Genomic DNA, 24,530 nt, shown 5'->3' with positions numbered 1-24,530 from the left:
TTCTATATTACATTAATTAGATTCTTAAATATGTTCTAATTACTAAAATGTATAAGGTTTATTAATTTAATGTATCGTCATTTCATATAATTTATTTATTTTTAATTAAATAAATAAATTATTCACAATTCATTAACTCACCATTAACAATTCCTGCATCCATGAAACAAATCATCCAGCATCTACAAACTGGAGAGACTACTTTGGTTGAAATTCCAGTTCCGCAAGTTCGTAAAGCTTGTGTACTCATCAAAACGCATCGTTCTTTAGTCTCACTGGGAACAGAGAAAATGTTAGTCCAATTCGGAAAATCAAATCTTCTTTCAAAAGCCCAACAACAACCCGAAAAAGTAAAGCAGGTTTTAGCAAAAATTAAAACGGATGGTTTCAAACCCACTTTTGATGCCGTCAGACGAAAATTGAATGAACCTATTCCTTTGGGTTATTGCAATGTGGGCGAAGTAATTGCCATTGGAACAGAAGTAACAGAATTTAAAATTGGCGATAGAGTCGTTTCTAATGGACATCATGCAGAAGTTGTTTGTGTACCTAAAAACTTGGTCGCTTTAATTCCTGACGAAGTTTCTGATGAGGAAGCTACTTTTACTGTCGTTGGGGCGATTGCTTTACAAAGTATTCGTTTGGTCAACCCAACTTTTGGAGAAATCGTTGTAGTAATTGGCTTAGGTTTAATCGGGCAACTTACGGCAGAATTGTTATTAGCCAATGGTTGTGAAGTTATTGCCTTTGACTTTGAACAAAGTAAGGTTGATTTAGCCATTTCAAAAGGTATAAAAGCCTTTCAAGTAAGGGAACAAGACGATAGTTTACAGATTGCCAAAACGCTAACAAAGCAAATTGGCGTAGATGCCGTAATCATTACAGCCTCCACAAAATCTAATGAAGTAATTGCTCAAGCTGCCCAAATGAGCAGAAAAAGAGGAAGAATTGTATTAGTAGGCGTAATTGGTTTGGAAATTCAGCGAGCGGATTTTTATGAAAAAGAATTGAGTTTTCAAGTTTCTTGTTCGTATGGTGCTGGTCGTTATGAGACAAATTATGAGCAAAATGGACAAGATTACCCAGTTAGCTTTGTGCGTTGGACGGTAAAACGCAATTTTGAAGCCGTTTTAAACGCCATTGCCAAGAAAAAACTACAAGTAAATTCCTTGATTACCCAAAAAGTAGCTTTTGAAAATTTTCAAGAAATTTATTCCAACATCGTGAAAAACAATGCAATTGCGTCAATTTTGGAGTATTCTGAAAAGAGTTTTTCACTTCAAGACAGCGTTCAGTTTCATCATAATTCTTTTGAAAAAAGTAATGATATTTTAGCCATTATTGGAGCTGGGAATTTTACAAAAAGTACTGTATTGCCAAATTTAAAAAAGTTAAAGGCTAAAATCAAGTACATTTCTTCATCCAATGGTTTGTCAGCAAGCCTTGTTGCCCAACAATTTGGCATTACGAAAGCTACAAGTAATAATGAAAATATTTTTACTGACCCAGAAGTATCAGCGGTTATCATCACTACGCAACATAATACTCACGCAAAGCTTTGTATTGAGGCTTTGAAAGCAGGAAAACACGTTTTTGTAGAAAAACCATTGGCGTTGAACCAAGCAGAAATTGATAAAATCATAGACGTATATCAGCAATCTGGTAAAACATTGACTGTTGGTTTTAATCGAAGATTTTCGCCTTTTATGCTGGATGCTAAAAAGCAATTGGGCAATCACAATTTACCAATGAATGTAATTGCTACAATAAATGCAGGTTTCATTCCGAGTTCGCACTGGACACAAGATATGAGTATTGGCGGTGGAAGAATTATTGGGGAAGCCTGTCATTTAATTGACTTAATTACCTTTCTAACTGGGAATTTGGTAGAAAGTGTGGTGATGAATACCATGGAAAAATCGCCCAGTTTGAACACTGATAATGCTACTATTTTATTGAAATATCAAAATGGTTCGACAGGTGTAATCAATTATTTTTCAAATGGTCATAAGAGTTACTCCAAAGAACGCATAGAAATTTATTCACAAGGGCGAACAATTATTGTGGATAATTTCAGGAAATCTATCTATTACGGTTTTAAAAGTTCTGGTTTTTCACAAAGCCAAGATAAAGGTCATTTTCAACAGTTTAAATTATGGCTGGAAAAACTACAAAATGGGGGTGAAGCAATTATTCCATTTAATGAAATTATCAATACTTCTCAAACGAGTATTTGTGCAATATCATCATTACAGAAAAATACTTGGGTGAATTTTTAATTATTGATTTTTAATGCAAAATTTTTGATATTTTTTATAATAATTTCAATATTAAATGTAATATTATGCACTAATCAATATTTTTGCCCCAGTAAAATATAACCGATTAAAATAAAACAAAAATGAAAACAAAAACTACCTTCAGTTTATTGCTTTTTTGTTTGTGTTTAATAAGTAGTATCTGCTTTGGTCAAGACACTACATTAGCTAAACCAACTAAAGTAAAAACAACACACAAATTAGGTTTCGCTTTGAATCTTGGGACAACACCAGGAATTGACATTGCTTATGGATTGAGTCCAAAAGTTGCCGTTCGACTTGGCTTTAGCTATTTCAAGTACAACGTAAATTCAAACACAAATACCTCTGATGAAGAAGTAAATTTGGCTGGCGACGTTGATATGACAATGGCTGGCTTATCTTTTGAATATCACCCTTTCAAGAAAAGTAGTTTTAAATTGTTTGGTGGTGCCTCTTATATAGATAAAGGCAAAGTTTCGGTGGTTGTTACGCCTACTGGAACTTATACTTTTGGAAGTACAACTTTTACTCCTGATGAAATTGGTAATGTTAAGTTTTCGGTTGACTATGGAAAAAAAATAGCACCATTTGCTGGAATTGGTTTCGGAAGAACTATTCCTAAAAGTAGAATTGGTTTCGGGTTCGAACTTGGTACTTATTATACACAATCGCCAGTAGTTACTTTAACAGGTGAAAAAAGATTGAGTAGCATGAGCGAACAACAAGCTAAAGTGCAAGAGAATATGAAAGATTGGCAATATTGGCCAGTTGTAAACTTGAGATTAGCTGTAAGATTAGACTAATCCAATAATATCATTTAAACTTTATTCTAAAAAGATGAAAACAAACTTTACTGCTATATTTCGTCCAATTATATATATATTTCTTGGACTTTCACTTGTATTTGCCTGCCAGAAAATCAATCCTTTCGAAGATGTGGAATTGACGGTAAATAATGATGTTTATATTTCCCCTGTCCTCGTTAGGGCAGTTAATGCAGATATAAATTCTAATGTACAACCAACAGAAGCTGTTGCTGTTATCTCAGGAACAGGAGCTAACTTAGTTGTCGATGATTTAGGGAATAAAGGTTCAAGTATTAAAATGACTGGTGGCGTTTTAACACTTAATTTATTACCTGAAGCTAATCCTTCTCCAACAAAGCCCGTTGTTTTTAATGTTTACGTTTCTTGTACTGGGTTCGTATCTTCAAATCAAACGATAAGAATTACAGATTCGAAAGAACCATTAAAAATCTATGTGCCATTAGTTTCTGTAACAGCACCTCCTAAAGGAACAAGTGTTGTATCACAAAATGCCACTCTGAATAATGGAGTTGCTAGTACTGTAACACAAATTATAGCCCCAACAACAAGTACAAAAACTGAAGCTGCTACAATTACGATTCCGGCAGGAACTAGAATGTTGGATGCTAGTGGAGCACCGATTAGTTCTAATTCATTAAAAGTGCAAATGGCTCATTTTGGTACGGGTTCGCCTGAATCTGTTCAATCTTTCCCTGGTGGATTTATCGCTGAAAATGCTGTTACTGCTGATGGAAAAACTCAACCTGTTACTTTTGAAACGGCAGGTTTTGTAGCAATTGATATGGAAGCGGGTGGAAAAGCGGTAAAAAACTTCTCGACGCCTATTGATGTTGCCATCGGTGTCAGCTCAACTCAGATAAACCCAATAACAAAAGCCCCCATTAAAGAAGGCGATACTGTACCCGTTTGGAGTTTGAATAGTGAAACAGGACAATGGAAAGAAGAAGGAGTATCTACAATCGTTAAAGATAAAGATGGGAAATTAGTAGCTTCGTTTAAAGCTAGTCATCTTTCTTATTGGAACTTAGACTGGTCTTGGGAATATTTTGGAGGATTTGGTGATTGTTCAAACGCTACTTTAAAAATAAATGTAAAGTCAAATTTAACTTTACAACAAGCTATCTATCCTTATGAAGTACAGATTCAAACAGCTTCAGGGCAATACTTGGCAGGGCTTCATAGTCAAGAAATGTATGAAGGTTTATCTCTTACTATTCCAAGAATGCCAGCAATTTCACAAGCTAAAATTGTAGTTTATAGTACTAGAAATTGGCAAGTGGTAGGTCAAACAAATTTATTTAATCCTTGTTCTGTGGGTAGTATTCAAGTTTCAATCACTGATACGCCTCCTCCAGCTCAAATCACTTTAAATATTGACTTTACAGCGAAATGTTCTAATAAAGATGTCAATATAAAACCATCAGAATGGGTTTATTTCTGGGACCAAAGTGGTTGGGACTGGAAATATGCTTACTTAAATCAAGGGAAATTAAGCGTTCAAATTGCTGAAGGTGTAGAATATTATGTTTATGCTTTCTATGGTGGAAATTTCTATAGTGGTTTGGGGAAATTCAGTAAAACGGGTTCAACGTTTGTTCCTAATGGAATCAATGGACTAACAGGTGCAATAAATTATAATTCAGCAACGAATACTGCAACGCTTACTGCAGTTTATACATCAAATAGTTGTAAATAATTCGAAATTTTCAAAATCAAAAAGGGGGCAAAAGTTAATTTTTGCCCCCTTTTTGATTTTGAAAACTATACGTATATTAAAAAATACAAAACTCTATTTTATAGATTTTGTAATATATTTGCTTTGTAATTTTATAGTAATAATTTCAATCAAAATACTTTATATAAGATTTTTGAACAGGCTAAACATTCCTAACAAAAACAGATTTAAGTAGCTTTTAAATGCTAGCGATACCCAAAATTTAATATGAAATATTGCTTATCATTGATAATACCACTAAAAAAAACATCCTTATTTATCATTGTTAATTTATTATTTACATACTGCTTCAGCTTCTCGAATACTTCTTTATCACAGCCCTCATTCAATAAAGAAAACTTTAGGAATATGACACAAAACGAGAGGTATCGTTTCGTTCATGATTTCCCTTTTTGGAAAATAGATAATGTAGCTCAATTATCGACTATTCTTACACAAATGATTGATATTGCTAGCGAAAAAAAAGATTATCATAGCCAACTTGAGCTGAAATATTACACCTTTTTGATTTCAGGGCATGTTGGATTTAAAATACCAAATGGTAGAAATGCCAATGATGTCTTATCTGAAATGCAAAAAAACGCCACTCAACAAGGCTACGAAGTAGAGGAGGTTGTGGCATTTTGTCATTTAACTAACAACTTATATTTAGGTCAAAAATTATCCAAAGAACAATATTATTTGGATGTTCAGTATTGTTTTGAGCAACTTCAACGTGTTGGTTTCGAAAAGTTCAAAGACTATAATGTGGCTGGATTACTTTTTGATTTCGGTAAATGTCTTTGGGATTTAGGAGATTTAGACAAAGCATACCAATACCTAAGTATAGCTGAACGCTTTATTGAACCAACTATTGAAGGAGGATTTCACTACACACAAGTATTGAGTTATCTTCAAACTTATTGGAAAGACAAAAAGGATTATGATAAGTCTATTTTTTACGCCAAAAAAATTCTGAATTTTCATCAAAACTTGCAAATTGTAACCCCCGAACAAAGATTTTGGAATCACTTCTGGTTAAATTTTTCTTCTATTGATATTGCTTCAGCACTTATTGAACAAGGAAAAATTAAGGAGGGAGAACTTTATGCAAACAAGAGTTACGAACTTATCAAGTCTCAATTTTCATTAGATTCCATTGTTTCTATGCAAGCAGAATTTGATGCTTTGATGGTACTAATTCCAATTAGATTGAAATTGGGTAAGGCAAGAGAGGTTGATTCGCTATTAGAACGTGCAACGACAATCAGAAATAACTTAGTCCCAAAAGGTTTATTAGACTATTTTAAGAATATCAAACTCTATAAATATTCTTCAGAGTATGAAGAAATACAAGGAAATTTTGCTACCGCATTACATTACACTCACCTTGCTCAAAAGCTACAAGACAGTCTCAATTTACGTAACGATACCCAAAAGTTATCGCAAATGCAACTTCGTTATGAAGTAGAAAAGTATGCTGGACATTTAAAAATGATAGAAAATGAGAAACAATTACAGAAATATTTACGTAATGCTGTACTTGTCATCCTTTTGTTGGTTGTAGGATTTGCATACGTTAATCTCAGACGCTTACATCATAAACATCACCAAAAGGAAAAAGAATTGGCAAATGCCCAATACGACCTCAATTCATTGACACAACATTTCCGCAAAATGTCGGATTTAGCTGAAAGCCTCCGCCACGAGAATGAAAAACTCATAATTAATGATAACCAAAACGAGTATTTGGAACAACTCATTTCATCGACTATCTTGACTGACGAAGATTGGACAAACTTCAAAATGATATTTGAAAAAGTTCATCCTGGCTATATTCAAACACAAAAAGAAAAATATCCTGATCTCACCAATGCCGAAACACGCTTATTGATACTTGAAAAGCTAAACTTGAGTGCCCAAGAGATGGCTAATATGATTGGTGTAAATAAAAATACTATTCATCAAACAAGATTACGCTTACGCCGAAAAACAAATGATATAGTATAAGTACTACTCACAAAGACCTATTTATTAATACGTTACAACTTTGTCATCTTTTTGTCATGTCTTTTTTTTGCTTTCCTCTTATTTCTCTCGCAACCTTTGTAGGGTCAAATGCAGGTATTTCTGTTTATTTTTCTTTCTTTTCAAAGGATTGAATAGTCTGTTTTAAACTCCAACACGCTTAATATTTATCAATCTAATTGCGCTATTATAAACCCTGTGAACAATTCGCCTTTGTTATATTGAATCTCTAACACATCCAAATGCTTTACAATTACTTATCGCAATAATTATCTTGTATAGGTTCGAATCAAAGCATTTTATCTAAAGGTTTGTCTTATCGTTAAACCTATGGATTTTTTCTAAATAAGGTTTATGGTAGTTGTCAACAATTATCATAAACCTAAATCAATTGGCTAAAACCTAATATTGCGTTTTAATATATATGTACTGCTAGTGTATGACTAAATTTTAAACTTAAACAAATACAAATTCATGAAACAAAAAATTACTATTAGTTTATTCCTTCTTAGTGCATTTTTCATTATCTGTATAAATACCACTTTTGGACAAGAATTTCCTAAAACAAAAACAGCTCACAAACTAGGTTTCTCTCTGAACCTAGGCACAACGCCAGGGATTGACCTCGCTTATGCCATTAGCCCTAAAATTACTACTCGACTTGGCTTTAGCTATTTCAAATACAATGTAAATTCAAACACAAATACCTCTGATGAAGAAGTAAATTTGGCTGGCGACGTTGATATGACAATGGCTGGTTTATCTTTTGAATATCACCCTTTCAAGAAAAGTAGTTTTAAACTTTTCGGTGGTGCATCTTATATCGACAAAGGAAAAGTATCGGTAGTTGTTACGCCTACTGGAACTTATACTTTTGGAAGTACAACTTTTACTCCTGATGAAATTGGTAATGTTAAATTTTCGGTTGACTATGGAAAGAAAATTGCACCATTTGCTGGAATAGGTTTCGGAAGAACTATTCCTAAAAGTAGAATCGGATTCGGGTTTGAAGTAGGTACTTATTATACACAATCGCCAGTAGTTACTTTAACAGGTGAAAAAAGATTGAGTAGCATGAGCGAACAACAAGCTAAAGTGCAAGAAAATATGAAAGATTGGCAGTATTGGCCAGTTATCAATTTGAGATTAACCGTTAGATTAGACTAAATCAATAAAACCATTTAAACTTAATTAAAAAAAAAATGAAAACAAATTTTACTTCTATATTTCGTACGGTAATACTTTTTTCTTTAGGAATCTCCCTTGTTTTTGCCTGTCAGAAAATCAACCCATTTGAAGACGTAGATTTAACAGTTAATAGTAATATCTACAAAGCTCCAATCCTTATCGAGTTTGTTGATGCCAACAGTAATAGTACAACCTTGCCGAAGGATTTAACGGTTTCTATTTCAGGACCCAACAAAGACCTTATTTTGAACGACCAAGGAGGAAAAGATTTCAAGGTTGCAGGGAATTTACTTTCTTTGGTTTTAGCAGAAAAAGTAAACCCATCAGAAAATTCCCCAGTTGAATTTACGGTATCAGTAAAAGGGCCAAATTATGCCCCGACTAACTACACTATTTCCATTGTAGATTTTTCAAGTTCTACTTATAGAGTAGCACTTACCAACCTCACGGCTCTGCCCGATGGCGTAAAATCTGTTGCCAAAACAACATCATTGGCTACAGGAGAAACTATTGTGATTCCTGCAAGTACTGACAAACCTGAAATTGCTAAAATTACCATTCCCGCTGGCACACAAGTAAAAGACGAAACTGGAGCCGTAATCAATGCTACAAGTGTAAACAGTAATATTATTCAATACGGAACTGGTACTGAAGATGCTTTCAATAGTTTTCCGAATGAAGGCGAAGCAAACACTGTTAAATTTAAAGATGGGACTACAGACGAAGCTTCATTTATTACAGCAGGTTTTGTTGATATCGAAATGACAGCAGGCGGAAAAAATGTAAAAAGCTTTTCAAAGCCTTTAGATATGTCACTTTCTTTACATCCTGATTTGGTAAATCCTGAGACGGAAGAACCTGTACAAGTAGGAGAGCAAATTCCTGTATTTAGCTACGATAGAGACAAAGACGAATGGACAGAAGAAGGTGATGCAACGATTACTAAAGATGCAAATGGAAATTTAATGGCAAACTTTAAAGTACCTCACTTATCTACTTGGACTATTGCTTGGAAGTATAAAGGTAAAACTTGTGGAAGTAAAACTTATACTGTTACCATTAAATCTAACATCAGATATTCAACATCAAAGTATTATGCTAAAGTATCGTATATAAAAAATAGCAAAACTAGATACACTAAAACGTACCCTTCGTTTAAAATATCTAATCGTACAACAGTAAAGTTTAAAGCTAAAAGAGTACCAAAAGGATATTCGACAAGAATTGTTGTATATAATTCAGAGGGTGGTATTGTTGGGAGTAGTACTTTTAATGCTTGTAGCAATAAAAGTATTAGTATGACGGTCAAGGAACCTAAAGTAGTAGTTCCTCCAAATGCTACTGACGAAGCCGCTGAAACAGAATCTGATGCTGTTAAAGTTAACTTAAATTTTACAGCGGCTTGTACGAACAAAAACGTAAACATCAAACCAACGGTTTGGGTGAAGTTTGTCGATGCGACAGGAGTAGAACAGTTAATAAATGTAGTAGAAGGCAAGGCAATACTTGCCATGAAGAAAAATGTAAAATACACGCTAACAACTACTTATGACGGAACTAACTATTCTGGCGAAGTTACTATCAGCAATGGCACAGCAACCATTGTATCGTCGGTGGGCTTAACAGGTTCTTTTCCAGTTAATCCAGCCTCAGGAGAAGTAGATGCAACACTTGTTTATCCGCTTAATAGTTGTAAATAGAAAATAGGTTTTAGTAAAAAGCGTTTTAGAATTTATAAAATTTTGAAACGCTTTTTTATTTTAAATCAATACTCCACTTTCGTCACTTTCTAATAAATACCTATTATTAAAAAACCTGAGTTTAATGACACTTCTTTTGTATAGACAAAATATAAATTAAAATATTATTATAAAATATTGCAATTTATTTATATGTTTGTCAGCATATTTATCCTAATCCTCCCATGAAGCTAAAAGATTACTTTAATTTCTTCTTTTAGCCAAAGCACGTTTAATACTTCATCATTACAACTAAAGTTTTTATTTTTTGAAAGTTTAGAGCTGACTAATTAATGTCAGTGTTTGTCTTGACTCTTGGGTATTACACTCAAAGTATCAATGTATTAAGGCTATTTTAATTACTTAAACTTAAGTTAATCCCTTCTCCAATAATTATTTTAGGTATAATACTTTTCGTTCAACTGTTTCTGTTGTTTAAATTTTGGGATACTATTTGTTCATAATGAACCGTATAGTGTTGCAAGTAATTCGTTAGGCTAAGCATCGAATTTTGATGCTCGTAAAAAATGTCTTTATCTATGATTCATAGTGAAAGTCATCATTTCTTTCTGTGTTGATATGCAACCTACTTTTCTTCAATCTGAATTCGTATTCAAAGAAGAAATTCAAATCTGTAGGTAATCGGTAAGTCTGGAAATATTAATTGTTGGGCTATTTAACCTTCTCTCTTTTTTTGAAGTATCTATTTCTGTGACCAAAAACAATCTCAAAACTCTTCTTAATCAAATGAAAACACATTTTTTATCAATCTTTCGTCCAATGCTTTTGGTATCCATTGGATTCTATTTAATCTTTTCATGTAGCAAAATAAATCCTTTAGATGAAGTTGAACTAACTGTAAACAATGATGTAACGAAATCTCCTATCCTGATTCATTTTGCTAATGCCAATAGTTCATCGACCAACCAACCGGGAGACTTTAATGTTACAATAAGTGGCAAAAATGCCAATTTGGTGGAAATGGACGGTGGTAGCACTAATTTTCAGGCATCACATGGTCTTTTACCTTTGTACATTGTTAACACGGCTAATCCATCTACAAGCAATCCTGTAAGATTCAATGTTTATGCTGAAATACCTGGTTTTGCTCCCGTTACACAAACGGTTACGATTACTTCAGATTCTGTAAAAGTAATTGACATTACGGCGATAGAGTACGCCAACCCAGCAGACGGAACATCGGTATCTGTTAGCCAAGCTACTTTAACAAATGGGGTTTCAAATGGTGATAATTTTAAGACGGGTACAAGTGCAACAATGTCTGAAACAACAACCGTTACAATTCCTGCGGGGACAAAAGTGTTGGATGCGAATGGAGTAGCGATTAATGCCAATCAACTGACATCGAATATTGTTCATTATAGCCCTACTTCTCCTACTTCTTACAGTGCATTTCCGGGTGGCTTTAATCCAACAAATGTGGTAGATCAAAACGGTCAATCCATCAATAATGGTGAAGGGATTAATTTTGTTTCGGCAGGGTTAGTGTCTATTAATATGAAGGCTGGCAATACCGATGTAAAACAGTTTTCTGCTCCTGTGAAGGTTTCTATGGAAATCAATACCAATACAACTAATTTTGACACTGGCGAAAACATTAAAGTTGGCGATGTTGTGCCGCTATGGAGTTTGAATGAACAAACTGGTCAATGGAAAAGTGAGGGAGATGTAACCGTTACAACCAATTCGAATGGTAAACTTGTCGCTAATTTTGAAACTAAACACTTATCTTGTTTTAATCTTGACTGGTACTGGTATGGTATAAGAACTTGCAATAGACCTTTAACGGTAACATTACGTATCGGTCCGGGGAAAAGCGGGTATTTTGATGTAACATTGGTAACACCAAATAACCAATACTTGGCGGCATTGCATGGTGCATATTTAACAGACGGAATGAGAGTAACCTTTCCGTATGTGGCACAAATACCTCAAGCAAAAATTGTTATATCATCTTTTAACTTATATCTAAATCCAAGATTACCAATATTGGCACAAACCAATCTATTCAACCCATGTACACAGGGAGCGATAGATATTACATTTGGTGCACCAGCAACTCCAGATATTGTCAAGGTAAACATAAATATTAGCGGAAAGTGTAGTAATAAGAATGTTAAAATTTTGCCTTCTGGCTGGTTCTATCTTTACGATAATACAAATGCGATGGCTGGTAAAAATCCTTGGACTTACCTGTACTTAGTAAATGGTGTCATCAATTTCAGTTATGGTTCAAGAATTACTAGTAATAATGGTGTTCTTACTATTGAATTAGTGAATGGACATCAGTACATGGTTTACTCTTGGAACAATAATACTTGGTATTCTTCGGGATTGTTTACTCTTAATAAAAATAATTTCGCTCTCCCTCCGGGTACTGGAATTGTTGGAAATTCGGTTTATAATGCTGGAACCAATACCTTAAATATTACTGGTACTTTTACTCCTAATTGTAAGTAGGTTTTCAATAAAAATCCCCAGCTATTCAACCATGTGAATAACTGGGGATTTTTTATTACAACGTAGGCTTTTAATCCTCCGCTTTCGTTTCCCTCAAATACAACTGCACTGTATTTTCCAAACCCAAATAAAGGGCATCGCAAATTAATGCGTGTCCGATAGATACTTCTAACAAATTAGGAATTTTTTGTTGAAAGTATCGTAAATTATCCAAACTCAAATCATGTCCTGCATTTAAGCCTAAACCTAATTCATTGGCTCTGGTAGCGGCAGTGACAAAATCACGAATGGCTAATTCCTTATTTTTGAAATAGTTTTCGGCATAAGGTTCTGTATAAAGTTCGATACGGTCTGTACCTGTTTCTTTTGCTCCTTCTACCATTCTTACATCGGCATCTACAAAGATGGAGGTTCTGATTCCAGCTTCTTTGAACTGAGCTACTAAATCTATTAAAAGACTTTTATGCTTGATGGTATCCCAACCTGCATTAGAAGTAACTGCACCCAAAGCATCAGGAACTAAGGTTACTTGCGTTGGTTTATTGGCTAAAACCAATTCCACAAACTTTTTCTCTGATGGATTTCCCTCAATGTTAAACTCTGTTGTTACAACTTCTTTCAAATCAAATACATCACAGTAACGAATATGGCGTTCGTCTGGGCGTGGGTGTACTGTAATTCCTTCTGCCCCGAAACGCTCGCAGTCTAAGGCTACTTTTACCACATTCGGATTGTCGCCTCCTCTTGAGTTTCTTAAAGTAGCAATTTTATTAATATTTACGCTTAATTTAGTCATAAGTGGGGATGAATGCTATCATTCTAAGGCTTTGCTTTCTTGATTAATAAAATACTGATTGCCTTAGCCTAATAACTGATAACTGTTTTTTACCTTTGTAAAAAGAACATTTCTATTAAGATGTTTGTTCTTTAGAAGCTTCAAAGATAAGTATTTTGAAAATCTTTCTTTTTCAAAATTACATATTTTCAAAATCTCAAATAAAATCATGTCATTAAAAACCAATATTGAAAGCGGCATTAAAGATGCCATGCGTGCAAAAGACCAAGACCGTCTTCGTACTTTACGTGCTATAAAATCACTCATTTTGTTAGAAGAAACTTCTGGAAACAATGCCAGTGGAGATTTATCAGCAGATGTAGAATTAAAATTATTAACCAAAGCTGCTAAACAAAGAAGAGATTCTTTAGAAATATTCACAACACAAGGTCGTGCGGATTTAGCTGAGAAAGAACAAATCGAACTGACAATCGTCGAAGAGTTCTTGCCAAAACAATTAACAGAAGAGGAACTTCGTGCTAAATTAGAAGAAATTAAAGTACGTGTGGGTGCTTCTGCTCCATCAGACATGGGCAAAATCATGGGCGTTGCTACGAAAGAATTAGCAGGATTGGCAGATGGAAAAGTGATTTCTGCGATGGTGAAAGCCATTTTGAGTTAGTTTTTTACCTCACCCCCAACACACAGTCGGGGGTGAGGTAACATATCTCTTTTCTATGCAACCCATTGATATTTTTATCCTTCTTCCTACCCTTTGGGGAGCTTATATTGGTTATCAACGAGGCATCATCATTGAAATCATTTCCATCGTTGCTTTCGTTTTATCTGTCATCATTGGTTTCCGAACGCTTGGTTTTGCCAGCGATTTGGCTTCACCGTATATGAGTAATAGCGTAACCAATAAAATCATGCCTTATATTGGCTTTGGTGCTGTATTTTTCCCAATTGTTTATCTTATTAATAAATTAGGATGGGTTCTACGGAAATCTATCCGTTATACCGTTTTAGGCAATTTTGATTCATTTGCAGGTGCTGTGGTTGGGGCTTTTACTTGGGCTTTTGGCATCAGTATTTTCATTTGGTTAATTACGGCAATCGGTATCAAAATTCCTGAAAGTGATTCTGAAAAAGTATATCTTTATCCACTTGTTCAACCGCTCGCTCCGAAAGTAGTTGAAAAAGCGATTGACATTGTTCCCAAACAAATTGATAAGTTAAGAAAGTAAATTCTGAGTCTGATTTAAGCATGAAAACAATACTCATCCTAAATGCCCAAGTTGTTAACGAAGGCAAAATTCAAACTACTGACATTTTTGTAAAAGATGGTTTGATTGAAAAAATTGATACAAATTTATCTGGTTTAACCGCAGATAAAGTAATTGATGCTAAAGGAAAACACCTTTTCCCTGGCGTAATCGACGACCAAGTGCATTTTCGTGAACCAGGACTTACTCATAAAGCTTGTATCCATTCAGAAGCCCGTGCTGGTGTGGCTGGTGGTGTTACTTCTTTTATGGAAATGCCCAATACTGTTCCAAATGCTTTGAATCAAGAATTATTGGCTGATAAATACGAAATTGCAGCTCGTACTTCTTTAGCAAATTACTCTTTTTACATGGGTGCTTCTAACGATAATATCGAAGAAGTACTAAAAACAAACATCCAAAATGTTTGTGGCATCAAGGTTTTTATGGGTTCTTCAACAGGAAATATGTTGGTGGACAATGAGAAAACTTTAGAAAATATTTTCTCGAAAAGTCCGATGCTGATTGCAACCCACTGCGAAGATGAAGCTACGGTTCGTGCCAATACTGAAATCTATAAAGAACGTTTTGGCGATAATCCTCATCCAAGAGTACATCCAGAAATTAGAAATGTGGAGGCTTGTTATAAATCGTCGTCAATGGCGGTTGAATTAGCCAAACGCCACAATACTCGTTTGCATATTTTACACATCACAACGGGTAAAGAAACGGCATTATTCACGAATGAAATTCCATTAAAAGAAAAGAAAATTACTTCCGAAGTATGTGTGCATCACCTTTGGTTTGATGCTCGTGATTATGAAACTTTGGGCAATCAAATCAAATGTAATCCTGCGGTGAAAGCCGACGGACATAAACAGCAATTGTTACAAGCATTATTAGATGATAAAATCGACGTAATTGCTACCGACCACGCTCCGCATACTTGGGCAGAAAAGCAAAATCCTTATTGGTCTTCGCCATCTGGTTTGCCTTTGGTACAGCATCCACTAAACTTGATGTTGGAGTTTTATAAAGAAGGGAAAATTACTTTAGAGAAAATCGCCGAAAAGATGTCGCACGCCGTGGCGGATTGTTTCCAAATTTCAAAAAGAGGTTATATCCGTGAAGGTTATTGGGCAGATTTAGTCTTGGTGGACTTGAACGATAGTACAACCGTTACCAAAGAAAATGTGTATTATCAATGCGGATGGTCGCCATTAGAAGGACAAACTTTGCATTCAAAAATTACGCATACTATTGTTTCAGGACATTTAGCTTTCCAAGAAGGCACTTTCGACGAAAGTGCGACTGGCAAAAGAATGTTGTTTGAAAGATAAGATTTTGCATTGGGCTGTAAGCGATGAGCGATGAGCTTTGAGTTTACAGTTTTTAAAAGTTGTTCGTGAGACACACGGACAATGGCGATAGGGAATAAGCGGGTAAAAACAGAAAATGGTGATATTGGAAATCTCCAAAATCACCATTTCAAATTATTTTATCTCAATAATTTACTCTACCTCAATCACAACGCCAGCCGTTTTAGGATGTGCCACACAAGTAAGAATATAACCTTGTTGTAATTCTTTATCAGTAAGTCCGTCTTCCTCATCCATGTGTACTTTTCCTGAAACACATTTTCCTAAACAAGCAGTACACATTCCAGCCTGACAAGAATAAGGTAAATCAATATCTTCACGCAAAGCCGCTTCCAAAATGGTTTCATGCGGTTTTACCAATACTTCGTACTCATTGCCTTCGTATTGAATCGTTACGGTTTGTGGCTTGATTGAATCATCTTCGTCTTCTACATGAATTTCATGAGCAGTATTTCCGCCGAAATGTTCTTTATGAATATTATCCGTCGGAACGTTAAACATTTTCAAAGCACTTTCTACTTGTTCCATCATTCCTTCTGGACCACATAAATAATACTCTGCTTTAGCAATATCAATCGCAAAATCTTGTTTCAAGAAAATTACCGCTGAAGCTTGATTGATACGAGTTTTGTAGCCCGTCCAAGTATAAGAAGGTTTCGTCAACACGTGTAATACTTTGAAACGACCTTCGTATTTTAATTCTAATTCAGTTAACTGTTTTTTGAAAATAATATCTTCTTCACTTCTTGAACCATAAACCAAATATACTTTCGAGCCTTGTTCAACAGGTAAAACAGATTTTAAGATTGACATCAAAGGCGTAACTCCTGAACCTCCACCAAATAATACGATGGTACGTTCTTTCATTGGGTTGGGTTCAAGCACAAAATGTCCCATCGGTTCCATTACTTCGATGGCATCACCTACTTTTACAGAATCACATAAATAATTAGATACTAATCCATTTGGTACTCTTTTTACAGTGACAGCAATGGAAGCGTCTTTGTTGGGAGAACTTGACATTGAGTAACTTCTACGCACTTTTTGTCCGTTGATTACTGGAATTAACGTTAGAAATTGACCAGCTTTATAACTTACAGATTGATGTACTGGATGCCAAAAAGTAAAGGTTTTAGTATCGGGCGTTTCGTCGATGATTTCTTTTACTGTGAGATGAAAATATTTTACAGACATTTTATGATTACGAAATATTTTATGGAATGATATTAATCTAATTAGATAACGAAAAATCAGCCTTTGGGTTTTCCGAAGACTTGGTTATAGCGACACAAAGGTAATGAAGAAAATACTTTTGGACACGTTTCGAGCCGATATTCACACAAAACAATAAATCTTATTTTATGATTTTGATGTAAAAAAAATCCGTACTTTTCGACGATTTACTGAATTGAATTCTTATTTCATCTAAAATTATTGAATACTTATGATGCGTATTGTTACTCCTTTCTTGTTTTTGATGGTACTTGGCTTTTCGTCCTGCAATACCAATAAAGTATCAATGAAATCTACGGCTAAATTAATTCAGCAATCAACAGCCTTTGCTCAGAACCAAACAGGAATTGTTTTTTACGATATTGCAGAACAAAAAATAGTTTTTGAACAAGAGGCAAATCGCTATTTCATGCCTGCATCCAATACAAAATTATTTACTTTTTATGCCAGCTTGAAAACTTTAGGAGATTCCATTCCTGCTTTTCATTATAAAGCATCAGGTGATTCATTGATTTTGTGGGGTACTGGCGACCCTTCTTTTCTTAATCCAGATTTAGCAACAAGCAAAGTATATGATTTCTTGAAAAATCGTTCTGAAAAAATCTATTTTTCGAATGATAATTTCACAGGAACTTTCTTCGGACAAGGTTGGGCTTGGGACGATTACAATGATTATTATGCGGCAGAAATTTCAGGCTTTCCAATTCATGGAAATGTGGTTCGATTCAAAGCGAATTCTTCAAAAGACTTGAGTGTTACTCCTAAACTTTTCGAGAATAAAGTTTATGAATGGTCAAATGAGAATACTTTTTCCATTAAGCGAGATTTAGGAGCGAATTTATTTAGTCATCCCAATACTCAAAAAATGAAGGCAAATTTTATACAAGATGTTCCCTTCAAAACTGGCGTAGAAATTACCGTTGCTTTATTAAGCGATACTTTGAAAAAAGAAGTAACCATGATTAATAAAGCTTTAGATAAATCTGCCAAAGTATTTTATAGCTTACCAGCCGATAGTTTATACAAAAGAATGTTGCACATTAGCGATAACATGATTGCCGAACATCTGATGTTATTAAATGCCGATATTTTAACGGGCGAATTGAATGTCAGCAAAGGAATTGAAGCATCAAAAAAACAATTTATGAGTGATTTACCTGATGCTTCGAGATGGGTGGATGGTTCTGGACTTTCACGCTATAATTTATTTACACCAAGAAGTATCGTGAAGCTTTTGCAAAATATTTACCAAACAGTTCCACAAGAAAGACTTTTTAAACTACTTCCTGCGGCTGGAAAATCTGGTACTTTAAAAAGTTTACCTACTAACGAAGAACCTTTTATTTTTGCCAAATCGGGTTCTTTTAGTAATAATTATAACCTGAGTGGTTACTTAGTTACTAAAAAAGGGAAAGTACTAATTTTCAGCATTATGAACAATAGTTTCTTGAAACCGATGTCAGAAATCAGAAAAGAAGTAACGAAAATTCTGACAGAAGTACACGAGAAAAACTAATCACTTCAATTCATACACAATTTCAGAATATCGTCGAGCCACAGGAATTACAAAATCACTTTCATTCAAATGTAATTTATAGCCTTGTGCATTGCCAGTTACTTTATCCACTTTGTCAAGATTGACGATAAACGAGCGGTGACAACGAACAATTTGTGTTGGTACAATCTGACTTTCAAGCCTTGTTAAACTACTTCTAATTAATTCTTTTTGAAAAATATCTTCTTTTAGAAACACAACGGTAGAATAGTTATCACTTGATTCTATGTAAAAAAAAGAATCAGGCGATAAAGTAATGCTATCTTTTCCATTCTCTGCAATTAATATTATTTCGTTTATTGCTGATGCTTCTTCAATACTTTTTTCTGGAAGATGGCTTGGCTGAGGAGGCTTACTGTATTGTTTTAGGTAAAAAATATAGTTAATCAAAATAATGCCTGTGGCTGGAAATACGCCTAACACAAGCGTATAAATTACCATAGAAACTAGATTCAGCATATTAAAACCCTTCGTAATATAATACTGAGTATAAAGTACATTAATTGTCATGATTGAAAGCACATTCAATGCAACCATTCCTATTTCTCTGCCAACTGTCCACCGTTCTTCTTTAAAGTAATTTGGGAAAAGGCTTTGAACACCAAAATAAATAAAAAGCATCGTGGCAGAAGTAATAATGCCAAAACCTGTTAGAATGACAATCTTAGCATCATCATGCCAATTAGCAATACCAAAAGGCTGAAAAAACATTAAGAAAGTGGCGATAAAAATTCCCGCAGCGAATGAAAGAAAGAGTTTTCTACGAGTAGAATCGTTATGTGGATAAGGTTGTTGAAGTATTTTTAGCATTTGCGATAAAGCCAATTTTATTTAGAATCAATTAATTGGATTACACGAAATTAATAAGAAGACTACCAAAATAAGAAAATGGTAGAAAGATTAATCAAAAAAATCCCCAACATAATTTTATGCTGGGGACTCATTTAAGCGATTGGATAGTCTTTTAATACTTCTCGAGCAATTACAATTTTCTGAATTTCAGAAGTGCCCTCGCCGATGGTACAAAGTTTTGCATCTCGATAAAACTTTTCAACGGGAAAATCTTTGGTATAGCCATATCCTCCAAAAATCTGAACGGCATCTGTTGCTACTTCTACCGCCACTTCTGACGCATAATATTTTGCCATTGCGGCTTCTTTTGTAAGATGCGTTCCTTCCATTTTTAGGTCGGCAGCGTGAAGTGTCATCAATTCAGCTCCATGAATTTTGGTCGCCATTTCAGCTAATTTAAAACTGATTCCTTGAAAATTAGCGATAGCCTGTCCAAATTGTTGACGTTCTTGTGCATAACGAGCAGCGGCTTTCATTGCACCTTTGGCAATGCCTAGAGAAAGTGCAGCGATAGAAATCCTTCCACCATCCAAAATTTTCATGGCTTGTTTAAAGCCTTCGCCTTCATTTCCTAAACGAGCTGAAAGTGGCACGACACAATCTTCTAAAATTACTTCTGCCGTTTCAGAAGCACGCATTCCTAATTTATTTTCTTTTTTGCCAAATTTCAAACCAGTATTTGAACGTTCTACAATAAAAGCTGTGGCATTATCTCTTGTTCCTAATTCGCCAGTTCTGGTCATTATCACCAAAACATCGCTTGATTTTCCATGAGTAATCCAGCATTTTGAACCATTGATGATATAATTATCGCCTTCTCTGCGAGCAATGCACTGCATTCTGGCAGAATCTGAACCTGTATTAGCTTCGGTCAAAGCCCATGCTCCAATAAAATTACCAGAAGCCAATTGAGGCAAATATTGTTGCTTTTGGTTTTCTGAACCAAATTGTAAAATATGATTGGTACACAATGAATTATGTGCCGCCACCGATAGACCGATTGAACCACAAACTTGTGCGATTTCGTCGATAACTGCTACGTATTCATGATAGCCCAAGCCTGCTCCGCCATATTCCTCTGGTACGAGTACGCCCAGAAAGCCTTGTTCGCCCAATTGTTTCATTAAATCAATCGGGAAAATTTGGGCTTCGTCCCATTCCATGATATGAGGACGAATTTTACGTTCGGCAAACTCTTTTGCACTTTGTCGGACTAAGGTTAATTGTTCTGATTTGTACATTTTAAAGTTGAATTGTTTGTTGAGATTGTTTAATTTACTTTTATCAATAGCTTTTTCTAATTCTTTTGATTGTTTTCAAAGTATTAAATGAAAGCTATTTATAAAATTATTCTTTTATTTATTTGTAATTTAATGCTATTGAAATTAAAATAATACTGTAATATCTAAAAATAATTTTATTATGCAAGATACTGAAAGATATATCATCAGGTTGGAAAGGCTAGACGGAGGTATTGTAAAACTAGTCTTTGGAAATCCGCCAGTAAATGCCATGTCTATTGTACTTTTGGAAGAATTGGCAATGACCATAGAAAAATTAGGAGAACAGGAAGAAGTACAAATCATTATTCTGCAAAGTGAAGGTGATAGAACTTTTTGTTCGGGAGCAGATTTTACAGAATTGATGGCAATTGATGATATAAATTCTGGTAAAATATTTTTTTCGGGCTTTGCCAAAGTGATCAATTCTTGTCGAAAATCTTCGAAAATAATATTGGGAAGAGTTCAAGGAAAAGCCATTGGAGGCGGAGTTGGCTTGGCTGCTGCTACAGATTATTGTTTTGCGACCCAATTTGCGGCTATTAAATTAAGTGAACTAAGTATCGGAATCATCCCTGCTGTGATTGAACCTGCTGTTGAACGAAAAATTGGACTTTCCTCATTTTCGATACTTGCTTTAAAAGCGACAGAATTTTTTTCTGCTGATTGGGCAAAAGAAAAAGGTTTGTATATGGAAATATTTGAAACAGCTAATGAAATGGACGAAGCTGTTCTCAGTTTGGCAAGAAGTTTATCAAAATATAATCCAGAAGCCTTGAAGGAACTCAAAAGAATCCTCTGGAAAAACACAGACCATTGGGATACGCTCTTGCTTGAGAGAGCTGAAATCAGTGGAAAGCTTGTGCTAAGTAATTTTACTAAAGAAACTCTACAGGCCTTTAAAGCCAAGAATGGGTAGAGGCTTGTTTCAAATTGCAACATTTTCAGTTTGAATTGTGCATTTTTGATTTTATGAAGTAATATATAACCGAACCGTATTTATAGACATTGCTTATATCTATTTTATACTTAGGACTTATTTTTGAAGATGATAAATATTACTCAAGAGAATCTTTTATGTTTTGTAAAAATAATTACTTAAATCGCCCTTGCATCTTAACAGAAAAGTTGTAATATTAAAAGAAAGAGTATGACTTCCTAGTCGTCAATAACAGCAGATTCTTTCTATCGTAATAGAGTTTTGAGGAGCTTTTTTTGTAAAAAAATAATTGATTTGACAAAAATCCCCTAAAATTCCAAATATTAAATTTTCAAAAAAAAATCTATCAAATTTTAAATTCTTAGGATATTACAATAAATTTGAATGGCGGAAGTATTTTACCGTTAAATAATTATATAACAATTTTTACATTTAATTTTGGAATTTTACATGGATTTATTAGTTTTGTCCAAAATTAAATGCTCTATAATTCCAATTACCCAAATTACGATGCAAAATGGAAGATTATAATAAGATAATTGAATCGCTAGGCGTGAAGTTTATCAAGTCACGTAACATTAGAATATTACAACCTATCCGTATCAAAAACTTTTATGATGTAGAAAATACACTCTTGATTTTGTACAACGGTGAGGTTTCTTTTGGCGAGGAAGCAATTCATGCTGAGGTTGGAGACATGCTTTTTATCCCTGGTGGAAAAATGCTTTCGATAACCTATGGTAATGCTGACAAACCAAAAGCTATATCAAATGAGGAATTTATGACTCATAGAGAGTCTTATTTTGAATATAACCTTGAGCCTTCAAGAATCGGACAAATGGAGAATTCATTTGGTATGGTTGCTTTTGAGGCGAAAGTTTTTGATTCGGTAAACTTCTTTACTTCTTTAGATATTCCACCATTCTTAATCAAAAGAGACGATAAACTAGCCCACATGCTAGCGGAGATTTTGAAAGAAGATATGACTGATATTCTTGGTAAAGGACGTGTCATCAAAATTAAAACGGAAGAGATTGTTATCGAAATTATTCGTTACATCATCAAAAACCGTTTGTTTGTTGAACAATTAGCAACCAACAGTACTTATTTCAAAGACCCACGCTTAATTGACATCTTTGCTTATATCAAAGATAATATCGGTGGAGATTTATCGAATAAAGTATTAGCGAACGTAGCAAACGTTTCTGAAGATTATGTTGGTCAGTATTTTAAAATGTTGACAGGTATTAATCCACAAGATTATATCGAATACCAAAGAATGGAAGCGGCTGTAGGTTTGTTGAGAACTTCTAAGAAATCTATTCGTGCCATCGGTGCTGATGTAGGCTATAAAGATACGGCGTACTTCTGTCGTCGTTTCAAAATGATGTTTGGTATTCCTGCAGGAAAAATGAGACGTAGAGAATCATTGATGAATTTGTAATTCGCTTTCGTTTCAAAAAGATTGTTCTTTTAAGAAGTCGATTAAAAATTGTTTAGATATTAAAAAAGCCACTGAAATTCAGTGGCTTTTTTGATTTTTTGTCTTTTCAATCGTCAAATGAATGTTTATTCGACTAAAAACAAATAAAAAAGCTCCGCAGAAATAAATCCTGCGGAGCTTTTTTATGATTTTGTAAATGATAACAGAGTAACTTGAGAATAAAGCTGAAAGCCGACATCTGAAGCTTGAAAGCTATCTATTTAAAAAACTTCAATTTCACTACTTCTCTTTCAGATAAGAAACGCCAAGTACCTCTTGGTAAATCTTTTTTGCTTAAACCTGCAAAAGTAGTTCTATCTAGTTTTAATACTTCGTAACCTAATGATTCAAAAATACGTCTAACAATTCTGTTACGACCAGAGTGAATTTTGATACCTACAACCATTCCATCTGGAGTAACCATTCCTAATTCATCTGCCTTGATTTCACCGTCTTCTAAGGTAACACCCGCTTTGATTTTCTCGAAATGTTCTTCTGTTAAAGGCTTATCCAATTCAACTTGGTATAACTTTTCAATTTCGTTAGAAGGGTGAGTCAATTTATCAGCTAATTCACCATCGTTTGTCAATAATAAAAGACCTGTCGTGTTTCTATCCAAACGACCTACTGGGTAGATACGTTCTTCGCAAGCATTTTTCACTAAATCCATTACTGTTTTGCGGTCGTTCGGATCTTCAGTCGTGGTGATAAAATCTTTTGGTTTGTTCACCAAAACATAAACCATTTTCTCACGATTCAATTTCTTTGTTCCGTACTTAACGATGTCGCCAGGTTTTACTTGATAACCCATTTCAGTAACTACTTCGCCATTTACTTTAATAGCACCCGCTTTGATTAAATCATCTGCTTCACGACGAGAACAAACGCCTGAATTAGCAATATAACGATTCAGACGTACCTCTGAATTAGATTTATGCTCTGATTTTTCAATCAATTTCTGAACTTTTCTTGGTGCAGTATCTTTGTACTTATCAAGTTTGTAGTTCGGAGTCCACTTATCAGACTGTTCTACTGGTCTGTGAGCTTTGAAAAGATTATCTCCTCCAAAATTTGCTTTGGCTGAACCAAATGTCTTTTCTGGTCTATCGTTTCGACTTTTTTTTTCAAAACTTTCAGCGCCTGGACGAGGTTTGTTAAAATCGCCTTTATCAAATCTTTTTCCAACAGGTTTTCTTTTATCTACAAACTCTTTGCGTTCAAAAGCTGGTTTATCACCTTGTGGTTTAAAATCACGACGTTCTGAGTTAAATTCTCTTCTTTCGCCTTGTGGTTTGAAGTCACGACGTTCACCTGAATTAAATTCTCTTCTTTCACCTTGTGGTTTAAAATCACGACGTTCGCCTGAGTTGAATTCTCTTCTTTCGCCTTGTGGTTTGAAGTCACGACGTTCACCTGAATTAAATTCTCTTCTTTCACCTTGTGGTTTAAAATCACGACGTTCGCCTGAGTTGAATTCTCTTCTTTCGCCTT

18 protein-coding genes are annotated in these 24,530 nt (G+C 34.5%); 13 read left to right on the top strand and 5 right to left on the bottom strand.

Annotation, left to right across the window (positions count from 1 at the left end; translation table 11 throughout):
• Positions 1–161 precede the first annotated feature (161 nt).
• The 7 genes from VB776_RS14535 (at position 162) to VB776_RS14505 (ending at position 12,277) form a co-directional block, all read left to right on the top strand.
• Positions 162–2,279, top strand: coding sequence for a bi-domain-containing oxidoreductase (locus VB776_RS14535; RefSeq protein ID WP_323697437.1), 2,118 nt, complete (start codon positions 162–164; stop codon positions 2,277–2,279).
• Positions 2,280–2,401: 122 nt separating this feature from the next.
• Positions 2,402–3,103 carry a hypothetical protein gene (locus VB776_RS14530; protein ID WP_323697436.1) on the top strand — a complete coding sequence of 234 codons (702 nt, stop codon included), beginning with the start codon at positions 2,402–2,404 and terminating at the stop codon, positions 3,101–3,103.
• A 34-nt stretch (positions 3,104–3,137) separates the two neighbouring features.
• On the top strand, positions 3,138–4,823 hold the full coding sequence (locus tag VB776_RS14525; RefSeq protein ID WP_323697435.1) for an astroprincin family protein: 1,686 nt from the start codon (positions 3,138–3,140) through the stop codon (positions 4,821–4,823).
• Positions 4,824–5,210: 387 nt separating this feature from the next.
• Positions 5,211–6,851 (top strand): helix-turn-helix transcriptional regulator, encoded by a 1,641-nt coding sequence (locus VB776_RS14520; protein ID WP_323697434.1) that lies wholly within the window; start codon positions 5,211–5,213, stop codon positions 6,849–6,851.
• Between the two features lie 492 nt (positions 6,852–7,343).
• A complete protein-coding gene (locus tag VB776_RS14515; protein WP_323697433.1) occupies positions 7,344–8,036 on the top strand; it encodes a hypothetical protein in 693 nt (230 codons plus the stop codon).
• A gap of 35 nt (positions 8,037–8,071) precedes the next feature.
• The gene (locus tag VB776_RS14510) at positions 8,072–9,757 is read left to right on the top strand and encodes a hypothetical protein (protein ID WP_323697432.1); all 1,686 of its coding nucleotides are present in this window, start codon (positions 8,072–8,074) and stop codon (positions 9,755–9,757) included.
• A 786-nt stretch (positions 9,758–10,543) separates the two neighbouring features.
• Entirely contained in the window at positions 10,544–12,277 is a 1,734-nt protein-coding gene (locus VB776_RS14505; protein WP_323697431.1) for a hypothetical protein, read from the top strand.
• 70 nt (positions 12,278–12,347) lie between these two features.
• Here VB776_RS14505 and VB776_RS14500 read toward each other — a convergent pair whose 3' ends face one another.
• A complete protein-coding gene (locus VB776_RS14500; RefSeq protein ID WP_323697430.1) occupies positions 12,348–13,073 on the bottom strand; it encodes a pyridoxine 5'-phosphate synthase in 726 nt (241 codons plus the stop codon).
• Between the two features lie 208 nt (positions 13,074–13,281).
• On the opposite strand from VB776_RS14500, the gene VB776_RS14495 reads away from it, so the two are divergent.
• From VB776_RS14495 to VB776_RS14485, 3 genes are read left to right on the top strand one after another with little or no spacing between them, the layout of a single operon-like run.
• Positions 13,282–13,734, top strand: a complete 453-nt coding sequence (locus tag VB776_RS14495) for a GatB/YqeY domain-containing protein (protein WP_323697429.1) — start codon at positions 13,282–13,284, stop codon at positions 13,732–13,734.
• Between the two features lie 55 nt (positions 13,735–13,789).
• Positions 13,790–14,299 carry a CvpA family protein gene (locus VB776_RS14490; protein ID WP_323697428.1) on the top strand — a complete coding sequence of 170 codons (510 nt, stop codon included), beginning with the start codon at positions 13,790–13,792 and terminating at the stop codon, positions 14,297–14,299.
• Between the two features lie 20 nt (positions 14,300–14,319).
• Complete coding sequence (locus tag VB776_RS14485) at positions 14,320–15,657, top strand: dihydroorotase (RefSeq protein ID WP_323697427.1); 1,338 nt, start codon at positions 14,320–14,322, stop codon at positions 15,655–15,657.
• A 171-nt stretch (positions 15,658–15,828) separates the two neighbouring features.
• Here VB776_RS14485 and VB776_RS14480 read toward each other — a convergent pair whose 3' ends face one another.
• Entirely contained in the window at positions 15,829–16,890 is a 1,062-nt protein-coding gene (locus VB776_RS14480; RefSeq protein ID WP_323697426.1) for a ferredoxin--NADP reductase, read from the bottom strand.
• A gap of 250 nt (positions 16,891–17,140) precedes the next feature.
• On the opposite strand from VB776_RS14480, the gene VB776_RS14475 reads away from it, so the two are divergent.
• Positions 17,141–18,445 carry a D-alanyl-D-alanine carboxypeptidase/D-alanyl-D-alanine-endopeptidase gene (locus VB776_RS14475; protein WP_323697425.1) on the top strand — a complete coding sequence of 435 codons (1,305 nt, stop codon included), beginning with the start codon at positions 17,141–17,143 and terminating at the stop codon, positions 18,443–18,445.
• On the opposite strand, the gene VB776_RS14470 is transcribed toward VB776_RS14475, so the two are convergent.
• Both VB776_RS14470 and VB776_RS14465 read right to left on the bottom strand, forming a co-directional pair.
• Positions 18,446–19,294, bottom strand: coding sequence for a LytR/AlgR family response regulator transcription factor (locus VB776_RS14470; protein ID WP_323697424.1), 849 nt, complete (start codon positions 19,292–19,294; stop codon positions 18,446–18,448).
• A gap of 134 nt (positions 19,295–19,428) precedes the next feature.
• Positions 19,429–20,577 (bottom strand): acyl-CoA dehydrogenase family protein, encoded by a 1,149-nt coding sequence (locus VB776_RS14465; protein WP_323697423.1) that lies wholly within the window; start codon positions 20,575–20,577, stop codon positions 19,429–19,431.
• Positions 20,578–20,758: 181 nt separating this feature from the next.
• Between VB776_RS14465 and VB776_RS14460 the strand changes: the two genes are divergently transcribed.
• Both VB776_RS14460 and VB776_RS14455 read left to right on the top strand, forming a co-directional pair.
• Positions 20,759–21,535, top strand: a complete 777-nt coding sequence (locus VB776_RS14460; protein ID WP_323697422.1) for an enoyl-CoA hydratase/isomerase family protein — start codon at positions 20,759–20,761, stop codon at positions 21,533–21,535.
• A gap of 538 nt (positions 21,536–22,073) precedes the next feature.
• Positions 22,074–23,000: a helix-turn-helix domain-containing protein gene (locus tag VB776_RS14455; RefSeq protein WP_323258382.1), complete on the top strand. Its 927-nt coding sequence runs from the start codon at positions 22,074–22,076 to the stop codon at positions 22,998–23,000.
• A 256-nt stretch (positions 23,001–23,256) separates the two neighbouring features.
• On the opposite strand, the gene VB776_RS14450 is transcribed toward VB776_RS14455, so the two are convergent.
• The coding region (locus VB776_RS14450) for a pseudouridine synthase (RefSeq protein ID WP_323697421.1) at positions 23,257–24,530 on the bottom strand (1,274 nt) is incomplete at its 5' end.

Origin of the sequence: Arcicella gelida (assembly GCF_034931025.1) — a bacterium.
In the GTDB taxonomy this organism is placed as follows: Bacteria; Bacteroidota; Bacteroidia; order Cytophagales; family Spirosomataceae; genus Arcicella; species Arcicella gelida.
The sequence above is the reverse complement of the archived record's forward strand: the minus strand, read 5'-3'. Positions and strand labels throughout refer to the sequence as shown.